Source organism: Sporosarcina sp. GTC18466 (assembly GCF_055389225.1).
The window spans coordinates 1,181,844-1,208,712 of the sequence record NZ_AP044037.1 but is presented as its reverse complement, the minus strand read 5'-3'; the positions used below and the strand labels follow the sequence as shown (position 1 = coordinate 1,208,712).

The 26,869-nt window shown below is 50.6% G+C and carries 26 protein-coding genes; 10 read left to right on the top strand and 16 right to left on the bottom strand.

Annotated features, from left to right (window positions below):
- Positions 1–8: 8 nt before the first annotated feature.
- Positions 9–1,604 carry a SulP family inorganic anion transporter gene (locus tag ACZ5FK_RS06015; protein ID WP_464806999.1) on the bottom strand — a complete coding sequence of 532 codons (1,596 nt, stop codon included), beginning with the start codon at positions 1,602–1,604 and terminating at the stop codon, positions 9–11.
- A gap of 321 nt (positions 1,605–1,925) precedes the next feature.
- On the opposite strand from ACZ5FK_RS06015, the gene ACZ5FK_RS06010 reads away from it, so the two are divergent.
- The gene (locus ACZ5FK_RS06010; protein ID WP_464806998.1) at positions 1,926–2,663 is read left to right on the top strand and encodes an SDR family NAD(P)-dependent oxidoreductase; all 738 of its coding nucleotides are present in this window, start codon (positions 1,926–1,928) and stop codon (positions 2,661–2,663) included.
- Between the two features lie 53 nt (positions 2,664–2,716).
- On the opposite strand, the gene ACZ5FK_RS06005 is transcribed toward ACZ5FK_RS06010, so the two are convergent.
- The 5 genes from ACZ5FK_RS06005 to ACZ5FK_RS05985 form a co-directional block, all read right to left on the bottom strand.
- The gene (locus ACZ5FK_RS06005) at positions 2,717–4,240 is read right to left on the bottom strand and encodes an ABC transporter ATP-binding protein (RefSeq protein ID WP_464806997.1); all 1,524 of its coding nucleotides are present in this window, start codon (positions 4,238–4,240) and stop codon (positions 2,717–2,719) included.
- The gene (locus ACZ5FK_RS06000) at positions 4,237–5,004 is read right to left on the bottom strand and encodes an energy-coupling factor transporter transmembrane component T family protein (protein ID WP_464806996.1); all 768 of its coding nucleotides are present in this window, start codon (positions 5,002–5,004) and stop codon (positions 4,237–4,239) included. Before ACZ5FK_RS06000 ends, ACZ5FK_RS06005 begins: the two co-directional genes overlap by 4 nt.
- A 12-nt stretch (positions 5,005–5,016) precedes the next feature.
- The gene (locus tag ACZ5FK_RS05995) at positions 5,017–5,619 is read right to left on the bottom strand and encodes an ECF transporter S component (protein WP_464806995.1); all 603 of its coding nucleotides are present in this window, start codon (positions 5,617–5,619) and stop codon (positions 5,017–5,019) included.
- A gap of 146 nt (positions 5,620–5,765) precedes the next feature.
- Positions 5,766–6,566 carry an NlpC/P60 family protein gene (locus ACZ5FK_RS05990; RefSeq protein WP_464806994.1) on the bottom strand — a complete coding sequence of 267 codons (801 nt, stop codon included), beginning with the start codon at positions 6,564–6,566 and terminating at the stop codon, positions 5,766–5,768.
- 84 nt (positions 6,567–6,650) lie between these two features.
- Positions 6,651–7,001: an SCP2 sterol-binding domain-containing protein gene (locus ACZ5FK_RS05985; RefSeq protein ID WP_464806993.1), complete on the bottom strand. Its 351-nt coding sequence runs from the start codon at positions 6,999–7,001 to the stop codon at positions 6,651–6,653.
- Positions 7,002–7,175: 174 nt separating this feature from the next.
- Between ACZ5FK_RS05985 and ACZ5FK_RS05980 the strand changes: the two genes are divergently transcribed.
- Positions 7,176–9,083: a putative bifunctional diguanylate cyclase/phosphodiesterase gene (locus ACZ5FK_RS05980; RefSeq protein ID WP_464806992.1), complete on the top strand. Its 1,908-nt coding sequence runs from the start codon at positions 7,176–7,178 to the stop codon at positions 9,081–9,083.
- A 521-nt stretch (positions 9,084–9,604) separates the two neighbouring features.
- Here the strand turns inward: ACZ5FK_RS05980 and ACZ5FK_RS05975 are convergent.
- Genes ACZ5FK_RS05975 through ACZ5FK_RS05965 form a run of 3 tightly spaced genes read right to left on the bottom strand, consistent with a single transcriptional unit; the run spans position 9,605 to position 11,964 of the window.
- Positions 9,605–11,260: a b(o/a)3-type cytochrome-c oxidase subunit 1 gene (locus tag ACZ5FK_RS05975; RefSeq protein WP_464806991.1), complete on the bottom strand. Its 1,656-nt coding sequence runs from the start codon at positions 11,258–11,260 to the stop codon at positions 9,605–9,607.
- On the bottom strand, positions 11,257–11,760 hold the full coding sequence (locus tag ACZ5FK_RS05970) for a cytochrome c oxidase subunit II (RefSeq protein WP_464806990.1): 504 nt from the start codon (positions 11,758–11,760) through the stop codon (positions 11,257–11,259). The genes ACZ5FK_RS05975 and ACZ5FK_RS05970 overlap by 4 nt, the downstream gene beginning before the upstream one ends.
- A 24-nt stretch (positions 11,761–11,784) precedes the next feature.
- Positions 11,785–11,964 carry a cytochrome c oxidase subunit 2A gene (locus ACZ5FK_RS05965; RefSeq protein ID WP_464806989.1) on the bottom strand — a complete coding sequence of 60 codons (180 nt, stop codon included), beginning with the start codon at positions 11,962–11,964 and terminating at the stop codon, positions 11,785–11,787.
- 81 nt (positions 11,965–12,045) lie between these two features.
- On the opposite strand from ACZ5FK_RS05965, the gene ACZ5FK_RS05960 reads away from it, so the two are divergent.
- The 3 genes from ACZ5FK_RS05960 to ACZ5FK_RS05950 all read left to right on the top strand — a co-directional run bounded on the left by ACZ5FK_RS05960 (position 12,046) and on the right by ACZ5FK_RS05950 (position 13,631).
- The gene (locus ACZ5FK_RS05960; RefSeq protein ID WP_464806988.1) at positions 12,046–12,234 is read left to right on the top strand and encodes a hypothetical protein; all 189 of its coding nucleotides are present in this window, start codon (positions 12,046–12,048) and stop codon (positions 12,232–12,234) included.
- A gap of 28 nt (positions 12,235–12,262) precedes the next feature.
- Positions 12,263–12,964 carry a glucosamine-6-phosphate deaminase gene (locus ACZ5FK_RS05955; protein WP_464806987.1) on the top strand — a complete coding sequence of 234 codons (702 nt, stop codon included), beginning with the start codon at positions 12,263–12,265 and terminating at the stop codon, positions 12,962–12,964.
- Positions 12,965–13,142: 178 nt separating this feature from the next.
- The gene (locus ACZ5FK_RS05950) at positions 13,143–13,631 is read left to right on the top strand and encodes a C40 family peptidase (RefSeq protein WP_464806986.1); all 489 of its coding nucleotides are present in this window, start codon (positions 13,143–13,145) and stop codon (positions 13,629–13,631) included.
- Between the two features lie 133 nt (positions 13,632–13,764).
- Here the strand turns inward: ACZ5FK_RS05950 and ACZ5FK_RS05945 are convergent, their stop codons facing one another.
- Positions 13,765–14,658, bottom strand: a complete 894-nt coding sequence (locus ACZ5FK_RS05945) for an accessory Sec system S-layer assembly protein (protein WP_464806985.1) — start codon at positions 14,656–14,658, stop codon at positions 13,765–13,767.
- Entirely contained in the window at positions 14,655–17,021 is a 2,367-nt protein-coding gene (gene secA2, locus ACZ5FK_RS05940; protein WP_464806984.1) for an accessory Sec system translocase SecA2, read from the bottom strand. The genes ACZ5FK_RS05945 and secA2 overlap by 4 nt, the downstream gene beginning before the upstream one ends.
- A 247-nt stretch (positions 17,022–17,268) precedes the next feature.
- Here secA2 and ACZ5FK_RS05935 point away from each other — a divergent pair, with 247 nt between their 5' ends.
- Complete coding sequence (locus ACZ5FK_RS05935; protein ID WP_464806983.1) at positions 17,269–18,318, top strand: glycosyltransferase family 4 protein; 1,050 nt, start codon at positions 17,269–17,271, stop codon at positions 18,316–18,318.
- Positions 18,319–18,420: 102 nt separating this feature from the next.
- Here the strand turns inward: ACZ5FK_RS05935 and ACZ5FK_RS05930 are convergent, their stop codons facing one another.
- Both ACZ5FK_RS05930 and ACZ5FK_RS05925 read right to left on the bottom strand, forming a co-directional pair.
- A complete protein-coding gene (locus ACZ5FK_RS05930) occupies positions 18,421–19,485 on the bottom strand; it encodes an LCP family protein (protein ID WP_464806982.1) in 1,065 nt (354 codons plus the stop codon).
- 209 nt (positions 19,486–19,694) lie between these two features.
- Positions 19,695–20,327, bottom strand: a complete 633-nt coding sequence (locus ACZ5FK_RS05925) for a YigZ family protein (RefSeq protein WP_464806981.1) — start codon at positions 20,325–20,327, stop codon at positions 19,695–19,697.
- 271 nt (positions 20,328–20,598) lie between these two features.
- Here ACZ5FK_RS05925 and ACZ5FK_RS05920 point away from each other — a divergent pair, with 271 nt between their 5' ends.
- The 4 genes from ACZ5FK_RS05920 to ACZ5FK_RS05905 all read left to right on the top strand — a co-directional run bounded on the left by ACZ5FK_RS05920 (position 20,599) and on the right by ACZ5FK_RS05905 (position 24,378).
- Positions 20,599–21,756, top strand: coding sequence for a sensor histidine kinase (locus ACZ5FK_RS05920; RefSeq protein ID WP_464806980.1), 1,158 nt, complete (start codon positions 20,599–20,601; stop codon positions 21,754–21,756).
- 22 nt (positions 21,757–21,778) lie between these two features.
- The gene (locus ACZ5FK_RS05915; protein WP_464806979.1) at positions 21,779–22,453 is read left to right on the top strand and encodes a response regulator; all 675 of its coding nucleotides are present in this window, start codon (positions 21,779–21,781) and stop codon (positions 22,451–22,453) included.
- Positions 22,454–22,559: 106 nt separating this feature from the next.
- Complete coding sequence (locus ACZ5FK_RS05910) at positions 22,560–23,138, top strand: YybH family protein (RefSeq protein ID WP_464806978.1); 579 nt, start codon at positions 22,560–22,562, stop codon at positions 23,136–23,138.
- An 850-nt stretch (positions 23,139–23,988) separates the two neighbouring features.
- The gene (locus ACZ5FK_RS05905) at positions 23,989–24,378 is read left to right on the top strand and encodes a hypothetical protein (RefSeq protein WP_464806977.1); all 390 of its coding nucleotides are present in this window, start codon (positions 23,989–23,991) and stop codon (positions 24,376–24,378) included.
- Here ACZ5FK_RS05905 and ACZ5FK_RS05900 read toward each other — a convergent pair.
- The 3 genes from ACZ5FK_RS05900 to ACZ5FK_RS05890 form a co-directional block, all read right to left on the bottom strand.
- Positions 24,357–24,866, bottom strand: a complete 510-nt coding sequence (locus tag ACZ5FK_RS05900; protein ID WP_464806976.1) for a competence protein ComK — start codon at positions 24,864–24,866, stop codon at positions 24,357–24,359. The two genes, ACZ5FK_RS05905 and ACZ5FK_RS05900, sit on opposite strands and share 22 nt — an antisense overlap.
- A 218-nt stretch (positions 24,867–25,084) precedes the next feature.
- The gene (locus ACZ5FK_RS05895) at positions 25,085–26,248 is read right to left on the bottom strand and encodes an amidohydrolase (protein ID WP_464806975.1); all 1,164 of its coding nucleotides are present in this window, start codon (positions 26,246–26,248) and stop codon (positions 25,085–25,087) included.
- A gap of 71 nt (positions 26,249–26,319) precedes the next feature.
- Positions 26,320–26,841 (bottom strand): antibiotic biosynthesis monooxygenase family protein, encoded by a 522-nt coding sequence (locus ACZ5FK_RS05890; RefSeq protein ID WP_464806974.1) that lies wholly within the window; start codon positions 26,839–26,841, stop codon positions 26,320–26,322.
- Positions 26,842–26,869 lie beyond the last annotated feature (28 nt).

Here is a 26,869-nt window from a genome sequence, read left to right as displayed (position 1 = left end):
AGGGTCTTTCACGTTTCCATAAAGAAGTTTGCTTCTCCAATCCGTGCGTAGAGTCCGCTTCGTTTGAAGATAGGTGTTTTTTCTTTCGGCAGCCGTTTCACTACGATCCGGACCCCTTTTCGATCCGCTTCATCAAGCAAGGCGAAGAGGGCTGCTTCGCCCGTTGCATCAATCATCGATAATCGGGAAAAATCAATAATGACGGTAGAGGCGCCTTCGAGCAGTGATGATGAACGGTCTTCCAACACCTTGGCTGTACCGAAAAAGAGAGGGCCGGTAATTTCATATTTCATGACCCGTTTCAAATCGTCCCCGAACAGATGCAGTTCCACTTCGGAAAGCTTTCCTTGTTTGATGTCGAGCTTTCCACTCATCTTTTTCAAGAAAGATAAAGCGGCAAGCAGGATTCCGACTTGTACGGCTACCGTCAGATTGACGAAGACGGTGAGCAAAAAAGTCATAAGGAGCACAATCGTGTCGCCAGTGCGTAAAGATGCGATATGGACAAAGGCTTTGCGCGCACTCATATTCCATGCGACATACATGAGGATCGGCGCCATGGCGGCGAGCGGAATGTAGGAAGCGTATGGCGCGAACAGAAGCAGGAAGCCCAGGACGAAAAGGCTTTGCACCATGCCGGATACCGGACTGACCGCACCTGCCCTGATATTAGTGGCGGTCCTGGCGATTGCCCCTGTTGCAGGGATGCCGCCGAACAGCGGGGTGATGATATTAGCGATTCCTTGGCCGAACAGCTCGCGCTTCGAATTATGTTTTCCTCCATCCTGCATACCATCCGCCACGACTGCAGATAATAATGATTCGATTGCGCCGAGTGCTGCGATAATCAATGCAGGCTGCCAAAGGGTGACCAGTTTGGAGAAAGTGATTTCCGGAAAATGCAGTCCCGGCAATGTCTGCGGAATCCCGCCGAAGGAGCTGCCGATTGTCTCGACGCGGCCCGGATACAAGAATATGGATAACAGCGTCGGAATGAGAAGGGCGACTAACAGCAAAGGAACCCGCGGCGCGACTTTCGGCAAAATGAAGATGACAGCAAGACCCATGCAGGCAGTCAAAATGCTGAACCAGTTCAACGTATGGAACTGCCTGGCGACGCTTGTCATATTCTCATGGAAAAATTCATGGTTGCCGAGACCCGTCAAACCGAAAAAATTACCGAACTGCCCCGTGAAAATAATGACCGCAATCCCGGTGGTGAAGCCGATCGTCACGGAGCGGGGGACAAAGTGGATCAAATGACTGACACCAAGAAAGCCCATGACTAGTAAAATGACGCCTGCCAGCATCCCTGCGAGGAGAAGATCCTCATATCCGTACTGGAGAACAATCGCAAGTAAAATTGGAATGAAAGCGCCTGTCGGACCTGCAATCTGGAATTTGGAACCTCCGAACAGCGCTACGAGGAATCCGGCGATGATTGTCGTATAAAGACCATATTCCGGCTTTACGCCGGAGGCAATGGCAAAAGCCATCCCAAGTGGAATGGCTACGATACCGACTGTAATGCCTGCAATCAGGTCTCTCCGGAAGGCTGACATGTTATATTGCGCAAAACGGTCATCTGTAAACAAATATTTCACTTCTCCTATAGTAATATTTGAATAATTCTACTAACTATATTATACTCAAATTTGAAAAAAGAGACAAGAGAGCTAAATAAATGTGTTAGAGACACCAATTAATGAGTAGGTAGTCTTAGATTGTGGAAATAGCCGGTTCTATTGTATGTAAACGTTCAGGCAGAAAACAAAGGATTGCTTAGTGACATTATAGCTATCCAATGCGCTCACTTAACAGGTAGTGCGGTTCATTGATAGCTGGCCGCAATAGGGTTACTCTAGAGAGTGTACAAGCGTTAACGATGTAATTATTTTCAATAAATAATGATGAGAAGAGGTCGTATGATGAAATTTGAAGGAAAAGTTGTCTTTATCACTGGCGGGGCATCTGGCATGGGCGAAATGATGGTACGGTTGTTCGAGGAAGAGGGCGCGCATGTGATTGCTGCCGACATCAACGAGGAGGCGCTTGCTGAAAAGTGGGGTTCTCATGACAAAGTCGACTCTGTCCGTCTGAATGTGACGAGCGACGAGGACTGGGCAGCTGCGATGGAAAAAGTGATGAGTACACATGGCAAACTTGATGTACTTGTCAACAATGCCGGAATTTCTACGGAGAAACCGATGGATGCCATCACCATTGACGACTGGCGTAAACTTTCGGATATTAACGGTTTCGGAACATTCCTCGGTCTTAAGCATGCACTCGCCAATATGAAGGATGCGAAACAGGGATCCATCGTCAATATTTCTTCCTATACAGCGATGATCGGAATGGGGCTTAATCCATATTCTGCATCCAAAGGATCGGTGCGCGCGATTTCCCGCGCAGCGGCAGCAGAGTATGGCCAATTTGGCATCCGCGTGAACACGGTTTTCCCGGGAGTCATTGAAACACCGATGACAAAAGGCCTCGAATCTTCCAAAGCGACGCTTGAAATGCTCATCAAGATGACGCCGCTTGCTCGCCTTGGACAACCTGAAGATGTCGCGAAAGCGGTCATGTTCCTAGCTTCAGAAGATGCTTCGTATATTTCTGGCGCTGAACTGGTCATTGACGGAGGCTATTCTGCACGGTGATCGATAGTTGAAAAAGGAAGGCATCTGCCCGGTAGCTGGCAGATGCCTTTTTTTCATATTTGTACGGAAGGGAGGGGTTCTAAGCCTGCTGCCGCAAGTACGTCCTGCTTGCGAAAGACTTCCTCGGTCTTCCCGTCAACTAGGACAGAGCCAGCCGCGAGAACAACCGTCCGGCCGAATGTCTCCTGGACAAACCGCATGTCATGCAAGATGCAGACGACCAATTTCCCTTCACCGTGCAAGCGGCGGATCAGCTGCTGCACTTTTTTCCTTCCCGGGTAATCCAGGCCGGCAATCGGTTCGTCAAATAGGATGATGTCGGTATCCATCGCCACGACGGAAGCAATGGATACAAGCTTTCGGTTGGCGAAGCTCAGGTCATACGGATTTTCGTCAATCGTTTGCTCAAGCCCGACTTGCCGGAGCGCCTGGAGAGCCATTTCCTCTGCCGCCTTCTTGTCATAGCCGATATTCAGCGGACCGAACATCACTTCTTCCAGAACAGTGCTTTTGAATAATTGGTCGCTTGGATTTTGGAAGACAAGGCCGATATCCCGGGCCAGCTTGGCGGCCGTCGTTCGGGAGATATCGGAGCCGTTGATCAGGATCCGCCCGCTCCCAGGTTTTATCAATCCTTTCAGCAACTTCATAAGCGTCGATTTTCCCGCACCATTTTCGCCGACGATAGCGACAGGCTCGCCTTCCATGCGGAGAGAGATGCCCTTCAGCCCTTCGCTTGAAGACGGATAGCTGAACCGTACAGCGTCCAGTTCGATTGCAGCTGTCCGGTTCGAAAGGGGCGGCCGCTGAATGTCTACTGGCTGCATGCCGGCAAAAGCTGCATCCGGAGGTTCGATTCCGAAGTGCTCCAAATCCTTTCGTGCTAGTATCTCACCAGGCAAGCCATCCTGCACCAATTTCCCTTCATCGAGAAGAAGGATCCGGTCGGCATAAGCCGCTAGTTTCTCGGTCTTATGCTCTGTTATGATCACTGTCATCCCTTTCGAGACGAGCGATCGTGCGAGAAGGAAGATCTCTTCGGTGCTTGCCGGGTCCAGCTGTGATGTCGGTTCGTCAAGGATCAGGATATCCGGCTTCATCGCGACCACACTTGAAATGGCAACGCGTTGCATCTGACCGCCTGATAATGAAAAGGGGTTCCTCTCTTGCAAATGGGTGATGCCGAGAAGTTCCATGCTCTCCCGGATGCGCTCATGCATCTCTTTCGGCGGAATCCCCATATTTTCAAGTCCAAAACCGATTTCCTCATACACCGTGAATTTGGCCCCGGTCATTTGTGAAAACGGTTGGTCCAGAACGAGGCCGACTATCCCGGCAAAACTTGCGATCTCATGTTTGAATACTTCTTTGTTCCCGATGAACACATGCCCGCCGTAAGCCCCTTTGAAAAAATGGGGCACGAGTCCGCAGAGCGCATAGCATAGTGTCGTTTTCCCGGCACCGTTTTTTCCAGTGATGCCGATCAGCTCGCCCCGCTGCGCCGAAAAGGAGATGGAATCAAGGGCTGCTTTGCTGCTTTCAGGATATTTATACGTCAACTCGTCAACACGGATCATATGGCAAACCTCCAGGCGATTGCGCAGAGCAGGCCCGCGCACAGCAGCACCCTCAAAGCGGCGGCATGCCTATAAGGAACCGCCTGACGGAGCCGCGTCTTTCTGCCAGCCGCGCTGAATCCCCTGATTTCAAGCGCGATCGACCGCTCTCTTGTTTCATTTAGTGAGCTTAAGACAATCGGACCGATCAGCGGCAGAAAGGATTTGATGCGGACTGCGAGCGGCCCGTCTGTCTCAAGGCCGCGCGCCCGCTGGCTATCCATAATTCTTCCTGTCGTCATTTTCATCTGCGGAACGATCTGCAAAACTGACAGGAGGATATAGCCGAACTTTGGTGAAAGCCCCTGGGAAATGAGAGCTTCGACAAGATCATCGGGCTTAGTCGTCAAAATCAGGACAGCGAATGATGTAATCATATTGACGACCCGCAGTGCGATCAAGAGTGCGATGGAAATGCTCTCTTTGTAGATTGTGACAGGTCCGATGTCAAAGAGGGCAGTCTGACCGGAAGGGTGGAACAGTCCCTGAACGACCAGAATCGAGGCAATCAGGATAATGCTTACCCCGATAAGTGGAAGTGCATGCCTGAAAACCCGTCCTATGCATAAGAGCGCCATGCTGACAGAAACGATGCAGAGCACAGGCACGAGTGAATTCGCCAAATAGGAAGAAGCGACTGAAACAGCGACAAACAGCAGTTTTGTCAGCGGATCCACCCGGTGGATCGGCGATTCCTTATCCACATACAACGTCATTCTATTCATGCGGGCCCATCCTCACAGCCGCTCAATCCCGTTGCGCTGATCATATAAAGCAAGGACGTTTTTCGGCAGGCTTTTGAAGATGAGGTAGCTGAGCAGTACCGTGATCATCTTGTCAGGAACGTCCACAACAATACTGTCTGCAAAAGAGGCCAGCCATAGGGGGCTTCCTTTTGCAAGCATCACGCCGAACAACGCATCTCCCCAGACATTTCCTGTTGTGCCTTCCCAGAAGCCGATGTTCAGCGGCGTCGAGACGGCTGCGGCAATAAGTCCGACAACAAAGCCGAGAATCAGCGCTTTTTTTACACTCCCGATCCACCCTTTATAGGCCATGATGCCGGCTGCAATGCCGATGACGGCTGACGTGATGGCATATACGAACGAAACGGGGGAGGCGGTGAATCCATAGATGACATTGTTGATCATCCCGACAAGCGCGCCGACAATGGGCCCTGCGAGCATGCTGGACAGGATGGTGCCGATCGAATCGATCCATAGCGGCAATTTGAGCAGTTCAATAAAGAACTTCCCGATGAAATTGATGCCGACTGCGGCCGGAATCAAAACGAGGGCGGCTGTTGGCAAACGGAAGGACCACATACTTGTACGTACCATTTTACTATCTCCATTCAAAATATATTGTGGTGTGACTAGTGTAAAGACACATGACTATACTAATCTATTTTGATGGAAGAAGGAAGCCCCTATTTGGAAAAAATGAAAAGACCAAGCAGCCCCGATGAGTCGCTTGGTCTAATTGATTATTCATGTGACAGCTGGTTGAACCGTTTGTATCCGACGAACTTGTCCTTCCAATAGACGTTGTCGATGGATGTGATTTCAACTTTCTTTGTGCCGGCATGGATGAAATTGCCGTCACCGATATATATGCCTGCATGCGAAATGCCATCCCGATATGTATTATGGAAAAACACGAGATCCCCTGGAAGAGGCTCCGTGACATCGACAGAGTTCGAATACATGGCGATAGTGTCGTAACGCGGCAGGTCCATGCCGGCTGCCTTGAAGACATAGTAAATGAATCCGCTGCAGTCAAATCCGTCTGGCGTCGCTCCTGCCCATACATAAGGCGTATCAAGAAGCGGCATCGAAATCTCTACTGCTGTCCGCATGATGGAAGGCGAGCTATTCGGAAGTGCAGCCGCAGTCGTTGCCGCCTGTTTCGCCGGATGCACGTTCGGTTTAGCTGCCGGCTGCTTGTCCGCTTGAGGTGCTGGTGCTTTAAACAGCGCTGTTGCGGAAGTCTCTTTTGTCACCGAAACGCTTTTCACGTTTGCGGCTTTGTCCGCAGCGACCTTTGTTCCAGTCGGTTTCCCGGAGATTTCCTTCCCGACAATCAGCTTCTGGTCAATTTTAATGTCTTCCGTTTTCAAGTGGTTCAACGCTTTTAATTCATCGACTGTCAATTTATGCGATGATGCGATCTTCCATAGCGTGTCGCCCTTTTTCACGACATACGAGCTTGCGGCCTCTGCCTGTCCTGCTGTAAAAGCAGCAGCTAAAGCAGCCGCGGCGACAAACGACAAAATTTTGGTTTTCATCGTACTCCTCCGTTCGCTAAGTCCCTATGATTCTATTGTAATGTCGGCTAGTCGACAAAACAATAGGATAATAGGCTTGAAGCGTCAGAAAGAGTAGGATTTCAGCAAGTTTTCAAGCTTCAGCGCAAGGCCGATGTTCCCTTTGACCTTGAGTTTCCCCATCATGAACGCCCCAGTCGCATTCAGGTCGCCAAGAAGCAGTTTCTTGAAATCCTTTACGCTCATCGACAGATTGCAATCCGCTTCTTTGGAGGTCTCTCCCGTTATGGCTGTCGTAGCACCGTCTTTCAATTGAAGGGCAAACGCACCGCCGTCGTCCCCTTTCAGGTCGAACGAATAAAGAACGTCCATTTGCCCGAATGGCTCAGGGTTCGCGTTCATCCGCTCCTCGATCACAGTCCAGATCTCATCCATCCCCATCGCGTGAATATCCATATTCCCATCCTCCTGTTTCAAAAAAATGAATTCCCATTCATTATAGCATGGAAGGCCGGGCGGTTGGGGCAATGCTTTATTTCCTACTGAATTTTCTTTACATGCTATATGTAGAAAACTACTATTGCGCCGATATTATCCATAGGACTATCCAGCTTGAAAGGAGGCGATGATTTGGAGCGATTGACAACAGAGGGAATCGAGGCTTTACAGGAATTGTACCGCCAGCAGAAAAAGATATTTTCCCATGCGAAGGAACTGCAGATCTCACGTCATTCGATGAAGGAAGTGCTGGAGGATGTGTGCAGGGGAATTGCATCCATCATGGATTGTGAACGGGTGAGTATTTGGCTGTTTGATGAGGAAAGCAATAAAATGACAGCACAGAATGTATATAACGGAGACCAATCTTATCATTATTCGGGAAACGAGATTACCCGTGATCGCTACCCGTCCTATTTCCGGGCGATCGAACAGGAGCGTGTGCTGGCAATCGAGGATATACATAATCACCCTGCTACAAGTGAATTGAAGGAGTGGTATCACTATCATGACAATAGTATTTGGGGTCTGATGGATGCCACCATTATTTTAAGCCGCGGGTTAGGGGGAGTCCTTTGCTGCGAAACGACGAAAGAGCGGACTTGGACTTCCTTGGATAAAGTGCTCGTCGCGTCAATTGCAGACATGGTGTCCTTCATTTTCGACAGGATGCAGCGCATGGAAATGGAAGACTATGTGCGCAGGCTGGCGTATACCGACCTATTGACCGGGCTTCATAATGAGTATTCGTTCATGGAACAAGTAAGCGGCAAGCTGCAGAAACTGGAAAAGGGGCAGCGCGGTTTATTCATCTATATGGTACTCGACCAGTTTGACGAGATTCAGAGTGTTCTCGGCCCCGATATTGCATCTCAGCTCATCCGGCTGACGGGTGAACGGCTGCTTACGGTATTCCCTGAACCCGCTGTCACGGCACGGATCGCGTTTGACCATTTCCTGATCTACTCCCCGTATGACGGCGATACGGACGAGGAAATGATTGTTCGCAGAATGGAGCTGATCGGCAATGAATTGAGAAGGCCGGTCTATATACATGGCCAGGAAGTGCATTTGACGTTCAGCTACGGTGTCTCCATGTACCCTGACCTTGCACTTGATGTGCATGAGGGCATCCAAACGTCCATGCTTGCGCTGCAGTCTGGAAGGAGGAAGATGAAACGGCGGGTGCGCAGCCTATATGACAAGCGGATGCACAATGAGATGAAAGAAGCGCTCTTTTCGGAAATGAACTTGCGTAAAGGGCTGGAGAACCGGGAATTCCTATTACATTATCAGCCTCAGGTGGACAGGGAGGGGCGCTTGACAGGCTTTGAGGCGCTCATCAGATGGCGGCATCCGGAACGAGGGCTGATTTATCCGGGGGATTTCATCGACCTTGCGGAATCGACCGGGCTGATCATCCCGCTCGGGGAATGGGTCATCCAAGAGGCGACGCGGCAGCTGGCGGTATGGCACCATGCGGGATGCGAGGATCTCACCGTGTCGGTCAACTTATCGCCGCGCCATTTCCTGCAGCCGAACTTCCCGTTTTATCTGCAAAAATGTGTGGATGGCAGCGGAATCTTCGCGCACCATGTGAAACTGGAAATCACGGAGAACGTCGCCCTCGAAAATCCGATGGTCGTGGAGAAGCGGATTTCCGTCCTGCGGGATCTCGGCTTTGTCATCTCCATCGACGATTTCGGGAAAGGCTATTCGGCCTTCAGCTACTTGAAGCAGTTCACCGTCCAGGAAATCAAAATCGACCGGCAGTTCATCAACGAAATCGGAGACGACTCGAAAGGCGATGCGATTGTGCAAACGATCATCCATCTGGCGCGCCTGCTGAAACTCGATCCGCTCGCGGAGGGCGTGGAAACAGCGGAGCAGTGGGAGCAGCTGAAATTGTATGGATGCAATGCTGCGCAAGGCTACTACTTCAGCCGGCCCGTGCCTGCCGCCGAAATCGACGGCCTGCTCGCATCGTGCGCGCCAGGAAGCCTGCCGATCCTGCCGATCATCACGGCCGCCGCTTATTGATATCAAGGAAGCTGTCCTTTGCGGGACGGCTTTTTTGATTGGAATAAAGCATTCCGCCGTGGAGATTAGTTGGAGTTGGGGTAAATGAAGCAATCTCTTTGTGAAAGTAAGCAATCCGGGTGGTGAAGTGAGCAACATGCCTTCTAAAGCAAGCAACAACGGCGCGAACGAAGCAATCCCGGTGCAGAAGTAAGCAGCATGTCCTCTTAAGTAAGCAATAGCGACGAAGACAAAGCAGCACCGCTGTGAAAGTAATCAGCCCGTTCACAAAGCAACCGCGACGCGAATGAAGCAACTCATGCGCAAAAGTAAGCAATCCGCCTCCTGAAGTAAGCAACCTGTCCAGTACAGTAAGCAATCAACTGCGCTAACCAAGCAACTCATGCGCAAAAGTAAGCAACATGCCCTCTGAAGTAAGCAATCCGCCCGGCAAAGCGAGCCGCGTCCGCAGTGCGGCGGCAACAAAAACGTCCGCTGACGACAAAAAACAGGCAAGAGTGGAATGCTCTTGCCTGCTAAGATCAGCCTCTGCCGATCGGCCAGTCGAATGGCGACGATCCGGGCGGTGAATGTTTCAATATGTCGAAGACCGGGATGGTGTACGCGAACAGGATGAGCGCACATGTGATGCCGACCCATAAATACCAGTTCTCCAAAACTTTCGGTGTCTTTTCCGCATCCTCTTCTTCCTCGGCGATCGGGAATTCCTGGACACCTTTTGGCGCGAAGAAGGCTAGCTGGATGAAGATGTAGATCATGAGCACGATGCCGACGAAGAGAATCGTTCCGCCGATCGCCTGTGCAAGCTGATAGCCGATCCATGTTTGCACTTGCTCTCCGCCCGCATAGTTCGAGAAGTTCGAGCGGCGCGGCCCGCCGAGCAGGCCTTGGATATGCATCGCGGACGACATGATTGTCATGCCGACTGTCCAGATGATTGTCTGGATGATGCCGAGTTTATTCAATTTCGGAGTCAGGCGGCGGCCTGTCAAATGGGGTACGAGCCAATAGGCGATACCGAAATATGTCAAGATGACAGTTGTTGCAATTGTTAAATGGAAGTGGCCAGTTACCCAGATCGTGTTATGGATGAGCGAGTTCATTTGGTGGGAAGCGTTGACGATACCGCCCGCTCCGCCAGGGATGAACGCGACCATGCCGATGAACGGTGCAAGGAAACGGACATCTTTCCAAGGGAGATGCTTGAACCAGCCGAATAGGGTTTTGTAGCCTTTGCGGCGGCCGGTTGTTTCAAATGTCGCGAAAATCGAGAAGGCAGTCATGAGTGTCGGGATGACGACCATCATTGTCAAGACGACTTGGATAAATTTCCATGTCGGATCGATGCCCGGTTCTGTCAATTGGTGGTGGAAACCGACCGGAATCGAGAACATGAGCAACAGGATGAACGAAAGTCTTGCGAGTGAATCACTGAACAATTTTCCACCGATGATTTTCGGGATGATCGCATACCATGCCATATAGGCAGGGAGCAGCCAGAAATAGACGAGCGGGTGACCGAAGTACCAGAACAGCGTACGGCTGAGCAGGACGTTGATCGTTGCCGCGTAGCCGAGCGACCACGGGATGAACTGGATCACAACCGAGATGGCGACGCCGAGAGACGCGATGACCCACATCGCCATATTGATGACGACCATGAACGCGAGCAACGGAGATTTTTCGCCTTTATGCGCTTTCTTCCATACGTACAGCTGGCGGAAGTTCGTGAAAGCGGCGACCCAGCTGCCGATGATGACGAGTGCCAAACCGATGTAGAACGCGGGATGGGCGCGAAGCGGTGCATAGAATGTGTAGAGTACGTTCGCTTCACCGACCAAAATGGTGACAGCCGCCATGACAGTACCGACGAGCATTGTCCAGAATGCCCACCAGCCCGCTTTGCGCTGCTGATCCGACAAGCCGACTGTTTTGCCGAGCAAGGCGAATTGGAATCCGACGATGAAGAATGTTGTGAGCACCAGGCCGAGAATGACGCCATGAACAGTAAGGATCGTATAGTAATTAATTCCGAAAGGCAGCGTGAACTTGCCGGATCTTGCGAGAGTCTGGAGCAGTCCCATCAGTCCGCCGACGAGCAGCGCTGTGAAGGTGACATACATGAACGCCATATAGAGACGGGCGTCGCGTTTCGGGATGGATAGCTGTTTCATCATTCATACACCTCCACAGTGCCGAACATCTGATGGTGGCCGATTCCGCAATATTCATTGCAGACGACGGTGAACTCACCAGGGTTTTTCATTTCCACTTCAAGCCGGCTGACGTGTCCAGGTTCCACCATCATATTGACATTCGTCCCTGCAACTTGGAAACCGTGAACGACGTCCTTAGAAGTGATCTGGAATAAGACGGTCGAGCCTTTCGGGATTCGGATATGTTTCACCGGTGTCCCTTTTTCATCGCTGCCGAAATCGTAGTTGAACGCGGATGCGACAATATTCACTGTATATTTGCCATCGGCGACTTCGCGAAGGCCGAGATTCTCCGGCTGGAACGCTTCGTTCGCTTCGACATGATTCGGATCGATCGTTTCAATATGACTTTGCGGATGCGTACCTTTCCAAAAAGCCGCGAATCCGATGATGACGAGGAAGAGTACGAGAGATGCCATTCCGAACGCCAGCCATATTTTTTCAAATTTATGCAAATGCATTGTTTTCCCTCCTGACGGGTAATCCTATCTTGAAATGAATAAATAATAGCAGCCGAACCATGTAGCAAGAATGAAAACGCCGAGCAGCATGACCGCGATGAAGGTGCCTTTCAGGTTCATCTCCTGGTTATGGGAGGCATCCTGCTGTCCTCTGTCGTGAGGAGCCGCTGTCCGTTTCACTTCTTGGTTTTTCAACTTTGTCATAAGCTCACCTCCAAGGTGTTGTTTCGTTTTGTTACTTTTATCATAATCGAGCACGAAAAAATGAGAATCAGGGATTTCCCTATGAAACAAGTAATGGAGTCTTTGTTCACACTTTATTCAAACGCACTTCGAAATTTTGACATAGTTGAATATGTTTTAATTAGGGGAGCGCGGGAAAAGAAAAATGGTCAGGCAGCAATCAAGCGCAGAAAACGCGCTGTCTTCCCCATTGACCGGGCATTCCCGGGAATTTACAATGAGAAAGCGTAAAAAATCCATAGGAAAGACGGTAGATACAATGAGCGAAATAAATTGGGTCCAAGTAGATAGCCAGGAAGAAGGGGCAGAGCAAGTATACGGACAGATCAAAGAGGAACTGGATGCGGGACGGCTGCATGTGCTCGGTCTTGCTACAGGCAGCACGATGATCCCGGTATATAAGCGCTGGTCCGAATCAGAATTGGACTTCTCTGACGTCACGACGTTCAATCTGGATGAGTATGTCGGCCTCACAGCTTCCAATCCGAACAGCTATGCCTATTTCATGAATGAACACCTATTCTCCAATAAACCGTTCAAGGAAACGAATATCCCGAATGGCATGGCGGAGGATCTCGAAGAGGAGTGCAAGCGATACGAAGCAGCCTTGGATGAAAAAGGATTGGACGTCCAATTGCTCGGCGTCGGGGAGAACGGCCATATCGCCTTCAATGAACCCGGCACGCCTGCAAACTCTGTGACGCATGTCGCACAATTGACCGATTCGACACTTGGCGTCAACAGCCAATACTTCGAGAACGATGATAAAATTCCGGAAACGGCTTTGACAATGGGGATCGCCTCCATCCTTCATGCGAAAAAGCTGATCCTGCTCGCCTTCGGAGAAAAGAAGCGTCCGGCGCTTGAAAAGCTGAAAGAGGGCGGAGTGGATGCAGAATGGCCGATTACCCATTTGCATACACACGACAATGTTACAATTATTACAGACCTGAAAATCTGATAGAACGTGAAGAGACCGCATTCCTTTTGGAGTGCGGTCTTTTTTTAGGTAGAAATACATATCAGAAGGTTATATTTTTGTCATTGCCTTGTTACATAACTGTAATGTTTAGAGGGTGAAATGCATGATAAAGTGTTTGTAGATGATTTATTCAGACAAATAGAACACGGGGGACAATATGAGAATACTAACACGCATGCAAAAGCCTTTGGCGGTCATTGCAATGGCACTACTCTTATTTGTTGCGCCTTTCATGGGTCAAGCTGAAGCGTCATCCAAATCAGCCGATATACTGGAAACGGCCTTCAGTTTGAAAGGGACGAAATATGTATACGGCGGTACGACAACAGCAGGGTTCGACTGTTCCGGCTTTGTCGGTTATGTTTTCAAACAGCACGACATCAACCTAGCGCGCACGGCATCCGGCATGTACGCTTCCGGAAGCTCCGTTGCTAAGGATGACCTGGAGGAAGGCGATCTCGTATTTTTCAATACGACAGGCAAAGGGGTATCCCATGTTGGAATCTACGTCGGTGACGGTAAATTCACTCATGCTTCCACTTCCAAAGGTGTCCGGGTAGACGCGCTGAATGACCCGTATTACTGGGGAAAACGATATGTCGGTGCGAAACGCATTTCAAATGTGACTACTATTGCAGCTAAATAAGATAGAAGATGAGAAGCGGCTCCTGTTATACAGAGGGGCCGCTTTTGCTTTTGATTCAGCCAGGAAGGACTTTTTTCTAACGCAAAAACGCCACACGGCCGGATCCAGGCAGTGTGGCGTTTTGTTTGCTGTTTTATTGTGGAACACGGATAGTCCAGCGGGAGAAGTCCGGATTCTCTTTGCGGACCATGTCCTTCGGATAGATGAATGTCCACGGCTTCGTTGTGTTCGCCTTTACGGAAAGAGGAGCGAGTGTGAACGAGCCGCTTGCGACGACTTCGCCAGTCGCATCTACAAGTTCAAGCGGGAGCTTTTCGATGTTGATCTGCTTCGAGTGGCCGTTGCGGATGAAGACGGATGCGGCGATGCTGCCGTCTTCCTGTTCCTTCACTTGGAAGCCTGCGAAATTCACTTCACGCGGCTTGAGCTTCGGCATGCCTTCGACGACTTTTGCGAGGGCGTCCTTCTGCTCCTGGGGCAGGCCTTCTTCCCAAGCTTGTTCGAATTCAATCTTATGCGGAACCATGGACTGGACGTTGAACGCCAATTTCCAGCCTTCTGCCGGCGGTTCTTCGACTAGGATATTGTCTTTCGTGAAGACGAATACCCATGGACGTGCACTGCGGCCAGGCATGTCGCCAAGCTCCCCGAGGTCGAATTCCTGGGAAGCGGCCGTTTTGCCTTCCGCGTCGAGAAGCATGAGCTCAACCGAACCGACGGAGATCGTCTGGTCAAGCGACGAGCGGAAAAACGCTTTGACGAGCCAGCTGCCGTTCGCCGGTTCGACGTCGATGTCGATGCCGGAGAGTGAAATCTGGTTCGGCTTGAGCGGTTCGAGTTCGTTCGAAAGGAAGCGGAAGACGTATTCCTGCTCCTGCGAAAGCGACCATTCAGGATGAAGGGAGAGCGCAGTTTCGACATCCTCCGTGCCGCCGGCTGCGCCGGACCCTTCTAGGATTTCATTGGAATCAACCGTGCTTTCCGATCCGGTCTTATCTGTCTTTTTGAATAAGGAAAAGAGTTTCATATCGATTGGGCCTCCTGTTGTTGGGAAATGAGCTTCATGAAGCCGATGACTTCGGAAGCGATGTTGCGGCGCAGTTTCTGATAATGCTTCGCGAACAACTGCAAGCCTTCACGCTGATAAATACGCATCGGATCTTCCTGGCCATATGACCGGAGACCGATCCCTTCCTTCAGACGAGACATGACATCCAAGTGTTTCACCCACATCGTATCGATATGGCTGAGCATCACTTGCGGGATGATCTGCTGTACTTGTTCATTCTCAGCGAACAGGTCAAGGTATGCGAATAGCTCGTCCACCGGTTCCTTGTACGCTTTCATGATATCCTGGACGCGTTCATACGAGCGGTCAAGCGTGACAGGGTAGAGCAGCAGGCCGTTCATCGTCTGTTCGATCCGGTCATAATCCCACTGATCCGGCGTCTCGTTTTCAGGGCAGCTGTCGTACACGACGAACTCGACTGCTTCTGACACCATCGTCTTCAGCATATCGAACAGTGCATCCTGCTCGAGCACCTTATCACGGAGCGAATAGAGGACGCCGCGCTGGTCGTTGATGACATCATCGAGCTTCAGGTTGTATTCACGCATCGAGAAGTGGGCGCCTTCGACAATGCGCTGCGTCCGTTCCGTCAGTTCATTCACTTCAGGGTTCTGGACAAGGCCGGTTTCATCGGCTCGCACTTTTTTCTGGAACTTCTCGAGATCGTCCTTCGCGAACCGCTTGAACATATCATCTTCGAGAGACAGGAAGAACTGGCTTTCACCGACGTCGCCCTGGCGTCCGGAACGTCCGCGCAATTGGTTGTCGACGCGGCGGCTTTCATGCTTCTCCGTTCCGAGGACAAACAGCCCGCCAAGCTCATGGACGTCTTCGCCAAGCATGATGTCTGTTCCGCGGCCTGCCATGTTGGTAGCGACCGTAATATGTCCGCGCTGTCCGGCTTCGGAAATCAATTCGACTTCCTGCTCGACGCTTTTTGCGTTCAACAGACGGTAGTCGAGTTTGTGCTGGTCGAGAGCTTCGGCCACTTTTTCAGATTGGAGGATCGAAGTCGTACCGACGAGGACAGGTTGTCCTTTTTCATGACGTTTCACGACTTCTTTCGCGACCGCTTCGTATTTCTGTTCGATGGTTTCATACACTTTATCCGGCGAATCGATGCGCGCCCGCGGACGGTTGGTCGGAATCTGGATGACTTCCATGCCATACACTTCCCGGAATTCCTTCTCCTGTGTTTTCGCTGTGCCGGTCATGCCGGACAGTTTCGGGTACATCCGGAAATAGTTCTGTATCGTGATCTGCGCTTGCGCCTTGTTCTCATCCGTGATCGGCAATCCTTCTTTCGCTTCGATCGCCTGATGGAGTCCGTCCGATAACGTACGGCCTTCCATGATACGGCCTGTGAACATATCGACGAGTTCGACTTTGTCCTCTTTGACGATATAATCGACGTCCCGCTTGAAGATGACATGCGCCCGGACCGCCTGGATCATATAATGGTAGAGCGTCTGATGCTCGAGGTCATACAAGTTGTCGATGCCGAATGCCTTCTCGACCTTCTCGATGCCCGTCTCCGTAAGGGACGTCGCTTTAGTTTCATCATCGAAATCAAAATCGACGCCTTTTTTGAAGCGTTTTGCGAGTAATGCTGCAATGGAATGAAGATCCGGATCCGCCTGCATCTTGCCGGCGACGATGAGCGGCGTTTTCGCCTCGTCGATCAGGACGCTGTCGACTTCATCGATAATTGCGAAATGGTAAGGACGCTGCACTTTCTGGGAAATATGCTGCACCATATTGTCGCGTAAGTAATCGAAACCGAATTCCGTTCCGACACCATACGTGATATCTGCTTCATAGGCAGCTTTCTTTGCCGGGCCTTGCATCATCGGCACGTTGAGGCCGACTGTAAGTCCGAGGAAACGGTGGATCTGGCCGATCTGCTCGTAGTCACGCTTCGCGAGGTAGTCGTTCACCGTGATGACGTGGACGCCTTTCCCTTCGAGCGCGCGGACGTAAGAGGGAAGGGAAGCAACAAGCGTCTTACCTTCACCCGTCGGCATCTCTGCAATATTTCCTTCTGTCAGCACCATGCCGCCAATCAGCTGTACATCGAAATGCCTCATGCCGAGGATCCGTTTGGATGCTTCCCGCACGACAGCGAATGCATCAGGGACAATCTGCTGGACAGTTTCGCCCGCTGCAAGACGGTCCTTCAGCACTTCTGTCATATGAGCAAGCTCTTCGTCAGACAAATTGTCATATTTTGATTCCAGGTTATTTATGTGTTGGACGATTTTTCTATATTTCTTCAATTGTCTTTCGCTCGTCTGATTCGAGCGTTTAAATAGTGATAGCATGCGTGACGCTCCTTTACTATGCTCCTTCTGAAAGGATACGCTACTATTTTATCAAACAACGGAACAAAAGACTACCTTAAGTCGTCAATTCAAACGACACTAGGAAACTACTTGCGGATATTTTAAAAGAAAGGGGGTATACTAGATTTAGTCAGCAAGTCAATTCCGGGGAAAGTGTGCCATCCGGCATTAAATATGATATAATACGCGTGGCTAAATATATTACAGTTATTCAGGGAGGAACGACATGCTATTCCTTGCTATGGCCGCTGCATTTGCAGCTTCTATCATACTCACACCGCTTGTCATCAAACTCGCATTCAGGATCGGAGCGGTTGACCGCCCGAACTATCGGAAAGTGCATGCGAAAATCATGCCGCGCATCGGCGGGCTTGCCATCTTCGGCGCATTCATGGTCGGCTATCTCATACTGCGCCCGGTTGACGCGCATGTCAATGAACTAGGGATCATCGTCGGAGCCTTCATCATCATCATCACAGGCGTCCTTGACGATATGCTTGAAATCACCGCAAAAGCGAAATTCGCAGGACAGATTGCGGCAGCCCTTGTCGTCGTCATGTGGGGCGGACTGCAGATCGATTTCATCAACATCCCGTTTTACGGCCAGCTTGACTTCGGTTATCTCAGCATACCGATCACAATCATCTGGATCATCGGCATCACGAATGCCATCAATCTGATTGACGGACTGGACGGTCTTGCTGCGGGCGTTTCGACAATCGCCCTCATCTCGATGACGGTCATGGCTGCGCTCATGGGCAATGTGTACGTTATTGCGATTGCTGCAATCCTTGCTGCAAGTTCCCTTGGATTCCTATTCTTCAACTTCCACCCGGCGAAAATTTTCATGGGTGATACCGGATCGCTGTTTTTAGGCTATATGATCGCGGTGCTTGCCATGCTCGGTTTCAAGAATATCGCTGTCGTATCGCTCGTCATCCCGATTATCATTCTCGGCGTTCCGATTTCCGATACATTCTTCGCGATTGTCCGCCGCGTCCGGATGAAGCAATCCATCACAGCACCGGATAAATCGCACTTGCATCACTGCTTGCTGCGGGCAGGGTTTTCACACAGGCAGACGGTTCTGATCATCTATGGACTAGCTATTCTGTTCGGTGTCGCTGCCGTGCTATTTTCGCAAGCGACCGTCTGGGGAGCGATTGTCCTCATCGGCGTCATGCTGCTTGCCATCGAGCTGTTCGTCGAAATCATCGGCCTCGCGGGCACGAATTACAGACCGATCCTCAATCTTGTCAGGATGATCGGCAAATAATTATGACAGAAACACCGGCAATGGGAAGGTAATCTTCTCATTGCCGGTGTTTTGTGTATATAAAAGAGCCGCTCCCGATTTATTGGGGAGCGGCTTATCCTATTACTGAGAGAACGTGCTCTCTTCAGCTTCATCTGCTGTTCCTGTGACATGTTTCGTGCTGCTGTCCGTCAGGCTGGATGAATCAGGGATCAGGCCGAGGCTTGATTTCAGGATCTGTTGTACATTTTCAAGGTCTCTGTCGTCCAGCTTGTAATAATAAATGCCGGTCGACCAGTCGTCATATCCTCTGATCGACAGTGTGTCGACTTCAGGCATGCCGCCTTTTGCGTATTCAATGAACGAGGTCATTTCATCATATGTCATGTTCGTTTTCATATTGTTGCCGACCGCTTCGATGACATCACCGTATTTTGTAACGGATTTGAAGGATGCCGCTTCTTTCAAGATGGCTTTGATGATCATCTGCTGGCGTTTGCCGCGTTCGATATCGCTGTCCATCTTACGGGTCCGGGCAAGCGCAAGGGCGTGTCTTCCATCAAGTCTGTGAATCCCTTTTACGAGCTTGATGGCGTTTTTATCGTTCTCATCCTTCTCGATCCGATCATACGGCACTTCGACTTCAATGCCGCCGAGCGCATCGACGATTTCGATGAACGCATTGAAATTCATCTTCATATAGTAATCGATCGGAATATCAAGCATCTCTTCCACTGTCTCGATTGCAGCGTGCGTGCCGCCGTATGCGTGTGCATGTGTGATTTTATCCTTGTAGCCGACTTTCGGTATATAGACATACGAATCACGCGGAATGCTTAAAAGCTTCACCGATTTCTTATCGGGGTTGAAAGTCGCGACGAGCAATGCATCCGAGCGGCTGTTATCATCGCCTTGCATGCGCGCTTCACTATCATCCACCCCGATCAGAAGGATGGAGACATTATCATGGGCGGGCTCGACTTTCGCTTCCGCCCGCACTTCGGACTTCGGTGTATCCGGCACAGCTTCATATGCCTTCTCCACCGCTTGTTGCGCTTTCTGCTGCAGCGAAAGGGCGTAGGCCGCTACGACAAGCAGTCCGGACAAAGCGGTCAGCAACCCGATTTTAATGAACAAGCGGCTTTTGGATGACCGCTTCTTCATTTTCTTATAATCTTTTCTTTTCATGTATGAGCCTCCGAAAGAGATCGACTATGGAATCGGCATTGCCCGAGGGCATGAAAAAAAGGCGGAATTCCATCCGGCCTGCATTCCATGTCAGATCATTTGTGTGCATCCATTTAGTACGACGCCAAGCTGGCGCATAAAGTTCTCTTTATTCAAATAGACGCCAACTTTCCTCATTATACTATCAAATTCTTGCAACGTATACTACTTTAGACACTGAACTCAAGGAATGTCTCCGAAACATGCATAATCTCCGCTTTCCCGTTCGTCAGTTCTGTCATCCATTCGGTGAATTTGTCGACATCTAGAATGGGTGCATACATGTACAGGCTGACCCCTTCATCATACGTGATTTCATGGAGAGGGTAGGGAGACTGTCTCGCTTCGTTTTCCACTTTGCCGAGCAATGTATAATCAATGGTCACTTTCATCAATGCGTGCAGGCGCCGTTCGACAACACCGCTTGCTGCAATCCCTTCCGAAGTCGCCCGGCCGTATGCGCGGATCAAACCGCCTCCGCCGAGCTTGATGCCGCCGAAATAGCGGGTGACGACAACTGTCACATCTTTCAGCCCCTGCTTCTTCAGCACTTCGAGCATCGGAACGCCTGCCGTTCCGGATGGCTCCCCGTCGTCATTCGCTTTCTGGATCTGATCATGCTCCCCGATCATATAGGCGGAGCAATTGTGATTGGCGGAATGGTGTTTTTTCTTGATCTCCTGAATGAAGGCCGTTGCTTCTTCCTCTGTCTCTGTCCGTTTGACATGCGACAGAAACCGAGATTTTTGTATGATTAATTCGTTTTCACCGTACTTTCCTACTGTTTTGTAATCTGCTCGCATTTGCAGTAAACCTCCCATTTGTAATACAATCTTAATACGCAAATAGTAATGTGATGATATAATAAAGTGAACCAGCGCTCAGCGAAGACCGGTATGACTGAATCCGGAAGCATTTGTTCAGCAGGCATCCGCCGACATTGCCGGAAAAAAGTTGCCGGGCAGAATAGGTCTTTGTTCTAATCGAGTTATCCACAGTGTATAAGGTATTTCCGAATACTGCAACACCGCTATCTTTCCTTGTAAAGAATGGTTTCTGGCAGGAGGGGATGAATTGGCAGAGAAGACTATAGATATCCGGAAACTGGAATCCATTTTCGACAATATGGTAAAGGCGATGGACCAGTCAAAGAACGATATTTTTACAATTAGCGAGCAAAGCAGACAAAGCTATGAAGATATGCGGAGTGAGCTCACTATTATAAAAGAGGATATTTCCCGGGTAATAACTGAAGGGGACTACTTGGAGGATATGACAAGGCATTCCCGCAGAAGGCTTGCAGATGTCTCGAAAAACTTCATGAAGTATAGCGAAGAGGAAGTCCGCCAGGCTTACGAAGTGGCGAATGATCTGCTTGTCAGGCTGTCGATCAATCGGATGGAGGAGAAGCAGCTGCGGGTACGCCGGGATGAACTGGAACGCCGGATCGCCTCCCTGCTGGAGACGATCGAGAGAGCAGACCATCTTGTGAACCAGGTGACAACGGTCATTACATATTTGACGTCCGACTTGAAAAAAGTGGGGCAAGCGCTCGAAACTGCTCGACAAAAGCAGGAATTTGCAATCCAGATCATTCAAGCGCAAGAAGAGGAACGGAAGAGGCTATCCAGGGATATCCACGACGGACCGGCGCAGATGCTTGCGAATGTGCTCCTCCGCTCGGGTCTCATCGAAAAGACGTTCACCCAAAAGGGAGCTGAATCTGCTCTTGATGAAATGACCCAGTTAAAGGAAATGGTCCGGAATGCACTGCATGAAGTCAGGCGGATCATTTACGATCTGCGGCCGATGGCACTGGATGATCTCGGGCTGATCCCGACGCTGCGCAAATACTTGTCGACGGTCATGGAGTATCAGAAAGGGATCATCATCCATTTTGTGAATAACGGCAAGGAACGCCGATTCGAATCGAACATCGAAGTTGCCATTTTCAGGCTTGTGCAGGAATGCGTGACAAATTCATTGAAACATGGCAATTCAAGGGATGTGTGGGTGAAAATAGAATGGCTTCGTGATACAATGAACATTGTCATCAAAGATAATGGGCAAGGTTTTGACCAAACAGAAACAAAAGATAAATCATTTGGTATCATCGGAATGCGAGAGCGCGTCGACCTGCTGAAAGGTGAAATGAAAATCTTGTCATCTGCAGGCGAAGGGACGACCGTGCTGTTCCGCATTCCGCTTACCGACGAGTTACTAGCTGAATAGGGCATACGGGAGGGAAATGACAATGACTAAAATATTGATTGTAGATGACCACCAACTTTTCCGGGAAGGCGTGAAAAGGATCCTGGATTTCGAAGATTCCTTCGATGTAGTAGGCGAAGGGGACGACGGCAGTGAAGTGATTGATCTGTACCGTAAATATGAGCCGGATGTCGTGTTGATGGACATCAACATGCCGCGCATGAACGGAGTGGAAGCGACGGATCAGCTGCGGAAGGAATTCCCGGACGCCAAAGTGATCATGCTGTCAATCCATGATGATGAATCATACGTTTCGCATGCGCTGAAATCGGGCGCGCTCGGCTACATGCTGAAGGAAATGGATGCAGACGCGATTGTCCAAGCGATCAAAGTCGTCGCTGCCGGCGGCTCATACCTTCATCCGAAAGTGACGCATAATCTCGTGTCGGAATTCCGACGCTTAAGCGAACGTGAATATAAAGGTTCATTCCAACAAAGCGAAATCCGCCGTCCGCTGCATCTGCTCACGAAGCGTGAGTGTGAAGTGCTGCAGCTTCTGACAGACGGACAAAGCAACCGGACGATCGGTGAAACGCTATTCATTTCAGAGAAGACGGTCAAAAACCACGTCTCCAGCATCTTGCAGAAAATGGGCGTGAACGACCGGACGCAAGCTGTCGTCACAGCGATCAAGAACGGCTGGGTCGAAGTGAAATAAGAGCAGGAAACAAAGGGAGAGGGGAGGGATAGATCGCCTCTCTCTGCAATATGAAATGGGCTCTCCAAGCGGAAAAGCCCTTTTTCTTATGTATGGAGGGAATCAAATGAAACGAAAATGGCTAGTACCCATGCTGTCGGTCGCCCTGGTGCTCGGTGCTTGCAGCAAGGGCGAAGAGAAGCCGCCTGCTGCGCAGGGCTCAGTCGACGACGGGGAAGCTGCCGGCGGATACGGCGCAATCGACCACGGTGTCAAAGACAAGGGCGTCGGCTTCAATATGGCCGGCGACTCGATCGAAGAAGCGGAAAATGTGCCTGCGGAAGATGAGAAAAGCATCCGTCAAGCATTCGACGACTATATTGACGCGTTCAACGAGAAGGACATCGACCAGTACATCGCCCTTTTATCCCCGAACTCGGAAAGCTTCAATATAGAGGAGGAGCGCACGCTGCTCGGCACGATGTTCGAGGAATACGACATCAACCGGAAAGCGAGCGACGTGACGATCGTCAAATATAACGGATCGGAAGCCCAAGTCTTCAGCACGCTGAAAACGAAGCTGAAGCAGATCGAATCCGGCCTCACCACAAATCCGACAGGCCGCCAAGTGACCGTCTTCACAAAAGAGGACGGCGCCTGGAAAGTGTCTGCCGTGCATTATATCGGAGACAGTGAATCGAAATGAACAAGACCCCTTGCGGATGCCTGACAGGCGCCGTGAGGGGTTTTTTAGGTTAAAGTTGCTGTGAAATGATAAAACTGGCTTGTAACTGGACGTTGCTTGTTTGGAGTGAGCTAGCAAGCTGGTCGAACGGAGTTAGGTCATTGTGGAAGGGGGCAGCCGGCTGGGCGCAGGAAGCGACGGGCTGGGCTATGTAAGCAATGGGCGGGTCTCAGGAAGCAACAGGTAGTGCGAAGTAAGCAAGAGGCGTGGCAAAGTAAGCTATCGGCCGGGCGGAGGAAGCAACGGCTCCGGCAAAGTAAGCAATAGGCATGGCGAAGTAAGCAATCGGCTGGGCAGGAGAAGCGGCAGGCCAGTTGAAGCAACAGCCTCGGCTTAGTGAGCAATGGGTGGGTCTTAGGAAGCAACGGGTGGTGCGAAGTAAGCAAGAGGCGTGGCAAAGTAAGCTATCGGCCGTGCGGAGGAAGCAACGGCTCCTGCAAAGTAAGCAATAGGCATGGCGAAGTAAGCAATCGGCTGGGCAGGAGAAGCGGCAGGCCAGTTGAAGCAACAGCCTCGGCTTAGTGAGCAATGGGTGGGTCTTAGGAAGCAACAGGTGGTGCAAAGTAAGCAATAAACATGGCAAAGTAAGCAATCGACCGATCAGAGGAAGCAACATTCCCGCAAACGAAGCAACAGGCCATGCAAACTCAGCAATCACCTGGTCCGCCCCGCAGCCGCCCAGCCCCGAAAACAGACCGCAATCAGACGCGCAAGCTGTGCCGACATAAATTGGAATTGCATATCCAGTTGTATTTCTAGAGCATTCGGCATATAATAGAACAAATGTTCCTTTCGAGGGGAGGAAGTTGTGATGCCTTTAATACCGACGAAGGCATTGCCGCATTTCGAGAATATGATTTATTTGCCGATGCTTTGCATCATCTTGGAGCGGGATCGTATGCAGATTGAAAAGGGGTCTTTTAAACTGAAGGCGCCGTACTTGAAGATGATCGATGAGGCACTCCGATGCGTCAGGGCTGAACTGCAGGAGACATCCATCTATTTGCGGAAACGGAAGATGCGCGTGGTGCGCACGAAGACGGATGACACGTTCACGGAGTACGTGTTCATCAATGGGGGCTATGAGGATCGCAGGCGGTATTTGAATATCCGCCTGCGGAACCGGACGGAGGAGCTGCTCACCGTCTACTTCCAGATGGCAGCAGGCATCTCTTCGTCTCAGTCGGGCTTGAACCGGTAGGATTTGTTCAATATGAACTGTTTTTTGACGAAATCCTTTTCCAAGAAGCGCGCTAGTGAGCATTGGCGGAACATCGAAGTGGCGGAGATGTTCAATTCCAGATGCTTGTTGTTTTCAAGATAGACGATGCAGCCTAACTCGGTAGGTTCGATGTAATCGATTGCGTGGTAGGCGATCCACGTGTTTTGGTCCGAGCGCGGTGACTGGGTCGGGATGAACACGAATGGCGTGTCATAGGCCTGTGTCAGTAAGATGGGAGTCTTATGAATCTGCCCGAGAATGAGTTTTGCAGTGTTCGTCAGCAAGTGTAAAGAGGTGCCGTAGTATTTCGTTGATTTTTGCACTGTATGTATAGGCTTTGACGGGATTTCGAATGCATCATCCCGTTCGATGACGTATGTGTGAATGGTATTATCTTTCCGTACAGGCTGCAGGACAAATGTGTTAAAAGAGATTACATAGTCTTCGCTTTTTGATGGCTTTCTCATTTTCCAATTACACCCTTTCCTTTAAAAAGATATATTCCTAACCTATTGTAATCCAAGAAAAATATAAATCAACAAAATAGATAATTAATTTATCCTAATTTGTAAAATGATTAAAAGGATCTATGGAAATGAGTGGAATGTAGCAGGGAGAAAGGAGGAAGGACTAGTGGGAGACAAAAAAGAAACCCTCTCGCTAATGAGAAGGCTTCCTCTTCAATTTATCGTTCTTGGTACCCAACCGCCGCAGCGCCGAGTGTTTTCGCCGCGATGAGCATGGAGCGTTCATCGATGTCGAAACGCGGATGATGATGCGGGAATGGTTTTTCAGGCATGGCGCCTGTAAAAAAGAATGTTCCCGGGACGTTCTCCAAGTAGTAGGCGAAGTCCTCGCCGCCCATTTGGGGTTTTGTGCGGACGGCTTCCACTCCCGGAATCGTTTCCGCCATCTCTTTCAGGAATTCCGTCTCTTCCGGGTGGTTTACAACCGCCGGGTAGCCGCGGTAGTAGTTGAACTCGATTTCGCAGTCCGAGGCGATTGCTGTGCCGCGGACAACGCGTTCCATTTCACGTTCCATGAGGTCGCGGATTGCAGGGTCGAATGTCCGCACGGTGCCGCCGAGTTTCGCCGTGTCCGCGATCACATTGAAAGCATTATCCGCGACGAACGATCCGACGGACAGAACGGCGGATTCAATCGGATCGACCCGGCGTGAGACGAGCTGCTGCAAGTTCATGACAAGCTGGGAGCCGATGACGATGGCGTCTTTTGTCTGATGAGGCGAGGCGCCGTGGCCGCCGGCTCCTTGGATGGCAATTTCGAACCGGTCTGCGGCCGCCATGATCGGCCCTGGCGCGTATTCGACGCTGCCGAATGGCGTCAGCGACCAGAGATGCGTTCCGAAAATGACGTCGACTCCGTCGAGGCAGCCGTCTTCGATCATCGAGATGGCGCCGCCTGGAGCATATTCTTCCGCATGCTGGTGGATGAACACATATTCCCCGGCAAGCTGCTCGCGCAGTTCGTAAATCGCCTTCGCTAGCTGCAGCAATGTAGCGGTGTGTCCGTCATGTCCGCAGGCGTGCATGACGCCGGGAACGGTCGACTTGTATGGCACATCTTTCTCATCGTGAATGGGAAGGGCGTCAAAATCCGCACGCAATGCGACCGTCTTGCCAGGACGCGCCCCTTTGACGCGGGCGACAACACCGTTTCCTCCGACGCCGCCGCGCACTTCCACGCCGAGATCCGTATAAAAATCCTGAATGTACTGCGCTGTCTTCTCTTCCTTGAATGAAAGTTCCGGATGCATATGCAAATGGCGCCGGATGACCACCATATCCTCATACGCTTGATCCAGCTTCTCCAGCAACAGCTCCCTCATCGCCATACCCCTTTTCAAAAAGCATTTTCATTATTATAGCAATTTACTTCGGGGTCCGCAATAACAGCTGTTCAAAGAGATTCATCTTCCTCTTTCGCAGTATACGTCGTGATGTAAGGAGCCCCTGCGAAGATCCGCGTCGTATTATCAGTGAACCCATCGGCGGATTTCGGGTCATGGGCTTCCGTGAATGCGGTGGAATGCTTCCATTTGTCGAATGACATCGCATCCTCCCATTCCGTCATGACGACATATGTGTCGGAATCCAGCGGACGAAGCAGGCGGAAAGCGGTGAAGCCGGGCTGGTTCTCGATCATTTTGGCGCGTGAGGCGAACCGGTGCTCGAAAACCGGTTTCCCTTCATCGGATACCGGGATATTATTACAGACATAATATCCATTTTGCGATAATTGACCGGACGCGCTGATCACTTCATAGCGCCTGGGCGCCTGGAACACTGATTTCTTCTCGTCCGTTTCATACATCAAAAGAGAGCCGCCGCTGCCGTGCAACAGCAAGATGTCTTTTGAGGCGTGCTGATTCCTGATCTTATCAAGAAAATCCCTTGTTCCTGTCGTCATATAAATGAACATCGCCATTACCTCCTCGTATTGGTTGCAG

Bases quoted from the DNA above. Each gene is read 5' to 3' on its own strand.
- ACZ5FK_RS06010 (WP_464806998.1), top strand. From the start codon at position 1,926: ATGATGAAATTTGAAGGAAAAGTTGTCTTTATCACTGGCGGGGCATCT.
- ACZ5FK_RS06005 (WP_464806997.1), bottom strand. From the start codon at position 4,240: ATGATCCGTGTTGACGAGTTGACGTATAAATATCCTGAAAGCAGCAAA.
- ACZ5FK_RS06000 (WP_464806996.1), bottom strand. From the start codon at position 5,004: ATGAATAGAATGACGTTGTATGTGGATAAGGAATCGCCGATCCACCGG.
- ACZ5FK_RS05995 (WP_464806995.1), bottom strand. From the start codon at position 5,619: ATGGTACGTACAAGTATGTGGTCCTTCCGTTTGCCAACAGCCGCCCTC.
- ACZ5FK_RS05990 (WP_464806994.1), bottom strand. From the start codon at position 6,566: ATGAAAACCAAAATTTTGTCGTTTGTCGCCGCGGCTGCTTTAGCTGCT.
- ACZ5FK_RS05985 (WP_464806993.1), bottom strand. From the start codon at position 7,001: ATGGATATTCACGCGATGGGGATGGATGAGATCTGGACTGTGATCGAG.
- ACZ5FK_RS05975 (WP_464806991.1), bottom strand. From the start codon at position 11,260: ATGATGAAACAGCTATCCATCCCGAAACGCGACGCCCGTCTCTATATG.
- ACZ5FK_RS05970 (WP_464806990.1), bottom strand. From the start codon at position 11,760: ATGCATTTGCATAAATTTGAAAAAATATGGCTGGCGTTCGGAATGGCA.
- ACZ5FK_RS05965 (WP_464806989.1), bottom strand. From the start codon at position 11,964: ATGACAAAGTTGAAAAACCAAGAAGTGAAACGGACAGCGGCTCCTCAC.
- ACZ5FK_RS05960 (WP_464806988.1), top strand. From the start codon at position 12,046: ATGAAACAAGTAATGGAGTCTTTGTTCACACTTTATTCAAACGCACTT.
- ACZ5FK_RS05955 (WP_464806987.1), top strand. From the start codon at position 12,263: ATGAGCGAAATAAATTGGGTCCAAGTAGATAGCCAGGAAGAAGGGGCA.
- ACZ5FK_RS05950 (WP_464806986.1), top strand. From the start codon at position 13,143: ATGAGAATACTAACACGCATGCAAAAGCCTTTGGCGGTCATTGCAATG.
- ACZ5FK_RS05945 (WP_464806985.1), bottom strand. From the start codon at position 14,658: ATGAAACTCTTTTCCTTATTCAAAAAGACAGATAAGACCGGATCGGAA.
- secA2 (WP_464806984.1), bottom strand. From the start codon at position 17,021: ATGCTATCACTATTTAAACGCTCGAATCAGACGAGCGAAAGACAATTG.
- ACZ5FK_RS05935 (WP_464806983.1), top strand. From the start codon at position 17,269: ATGCTATTCCTTGCTATGGCCGCTGCATTTGCAGCTTCTATCATACTC.
- ACZ5FK_RS05930 (WP_464806982.1), bottom strand. From the start codon at position 19,485: ATGAAAAGAAAAGATTATAAGAAAATGAAGAAGCGGTCATCCAAAAGC.
- ACZ5FK_RS05925 (WP_464806981.1), bottom strand. From the start codon at position 20,327: ATGCGAGCAGATTACAAAACAGTAGGAAAGTACGGTGAAAACGAATTA.
- ACZ5FK_RS05915 (WP_464806979.1), top strand. From the start codon at position 21,779: ATGACTAAAATATTGATTGTAGATGACCACCAACTTTTCCGGGAAGGC.
- ACZ5FK_RS05910 (WP_464806978.1), top strand. From the start codon at position 22,560: ATGAAACGAAAATGGCTAGTACCCATGCTGTCGGTCGCCCTGGTGCTC.
- ACZ5FK_RS05905 (WP_464806977.1), top strand. From the start codon at position 23,989: ATGCCTTTAATACCGACGAAGGCATTGCCGCATTTCGAGAATATGATT.
- ACZ5FK_RS05900 (WP_464806976.1), bottom strand. From the start codon at position 24,866: ATGAGAAAGCCATCAAAAAGCGAAGACTATGTAATCTCTTTTAACACA.
- ACZ5FK_RS05895 (WP_464806975.1), bottom strand. From the start codon at position 26,248: ATGAGGGAGCTGTTGCTGGAGAAGCTGGATCAAGCGTATGAGGATATG.
- ACZ5FK_RS05890 (WP_464806974.1), bottom strand. From the start codon at position 26,841: ATGTTCATTTATATGACGACAGGAACAAGGGATTTTCTTGATAAGATC.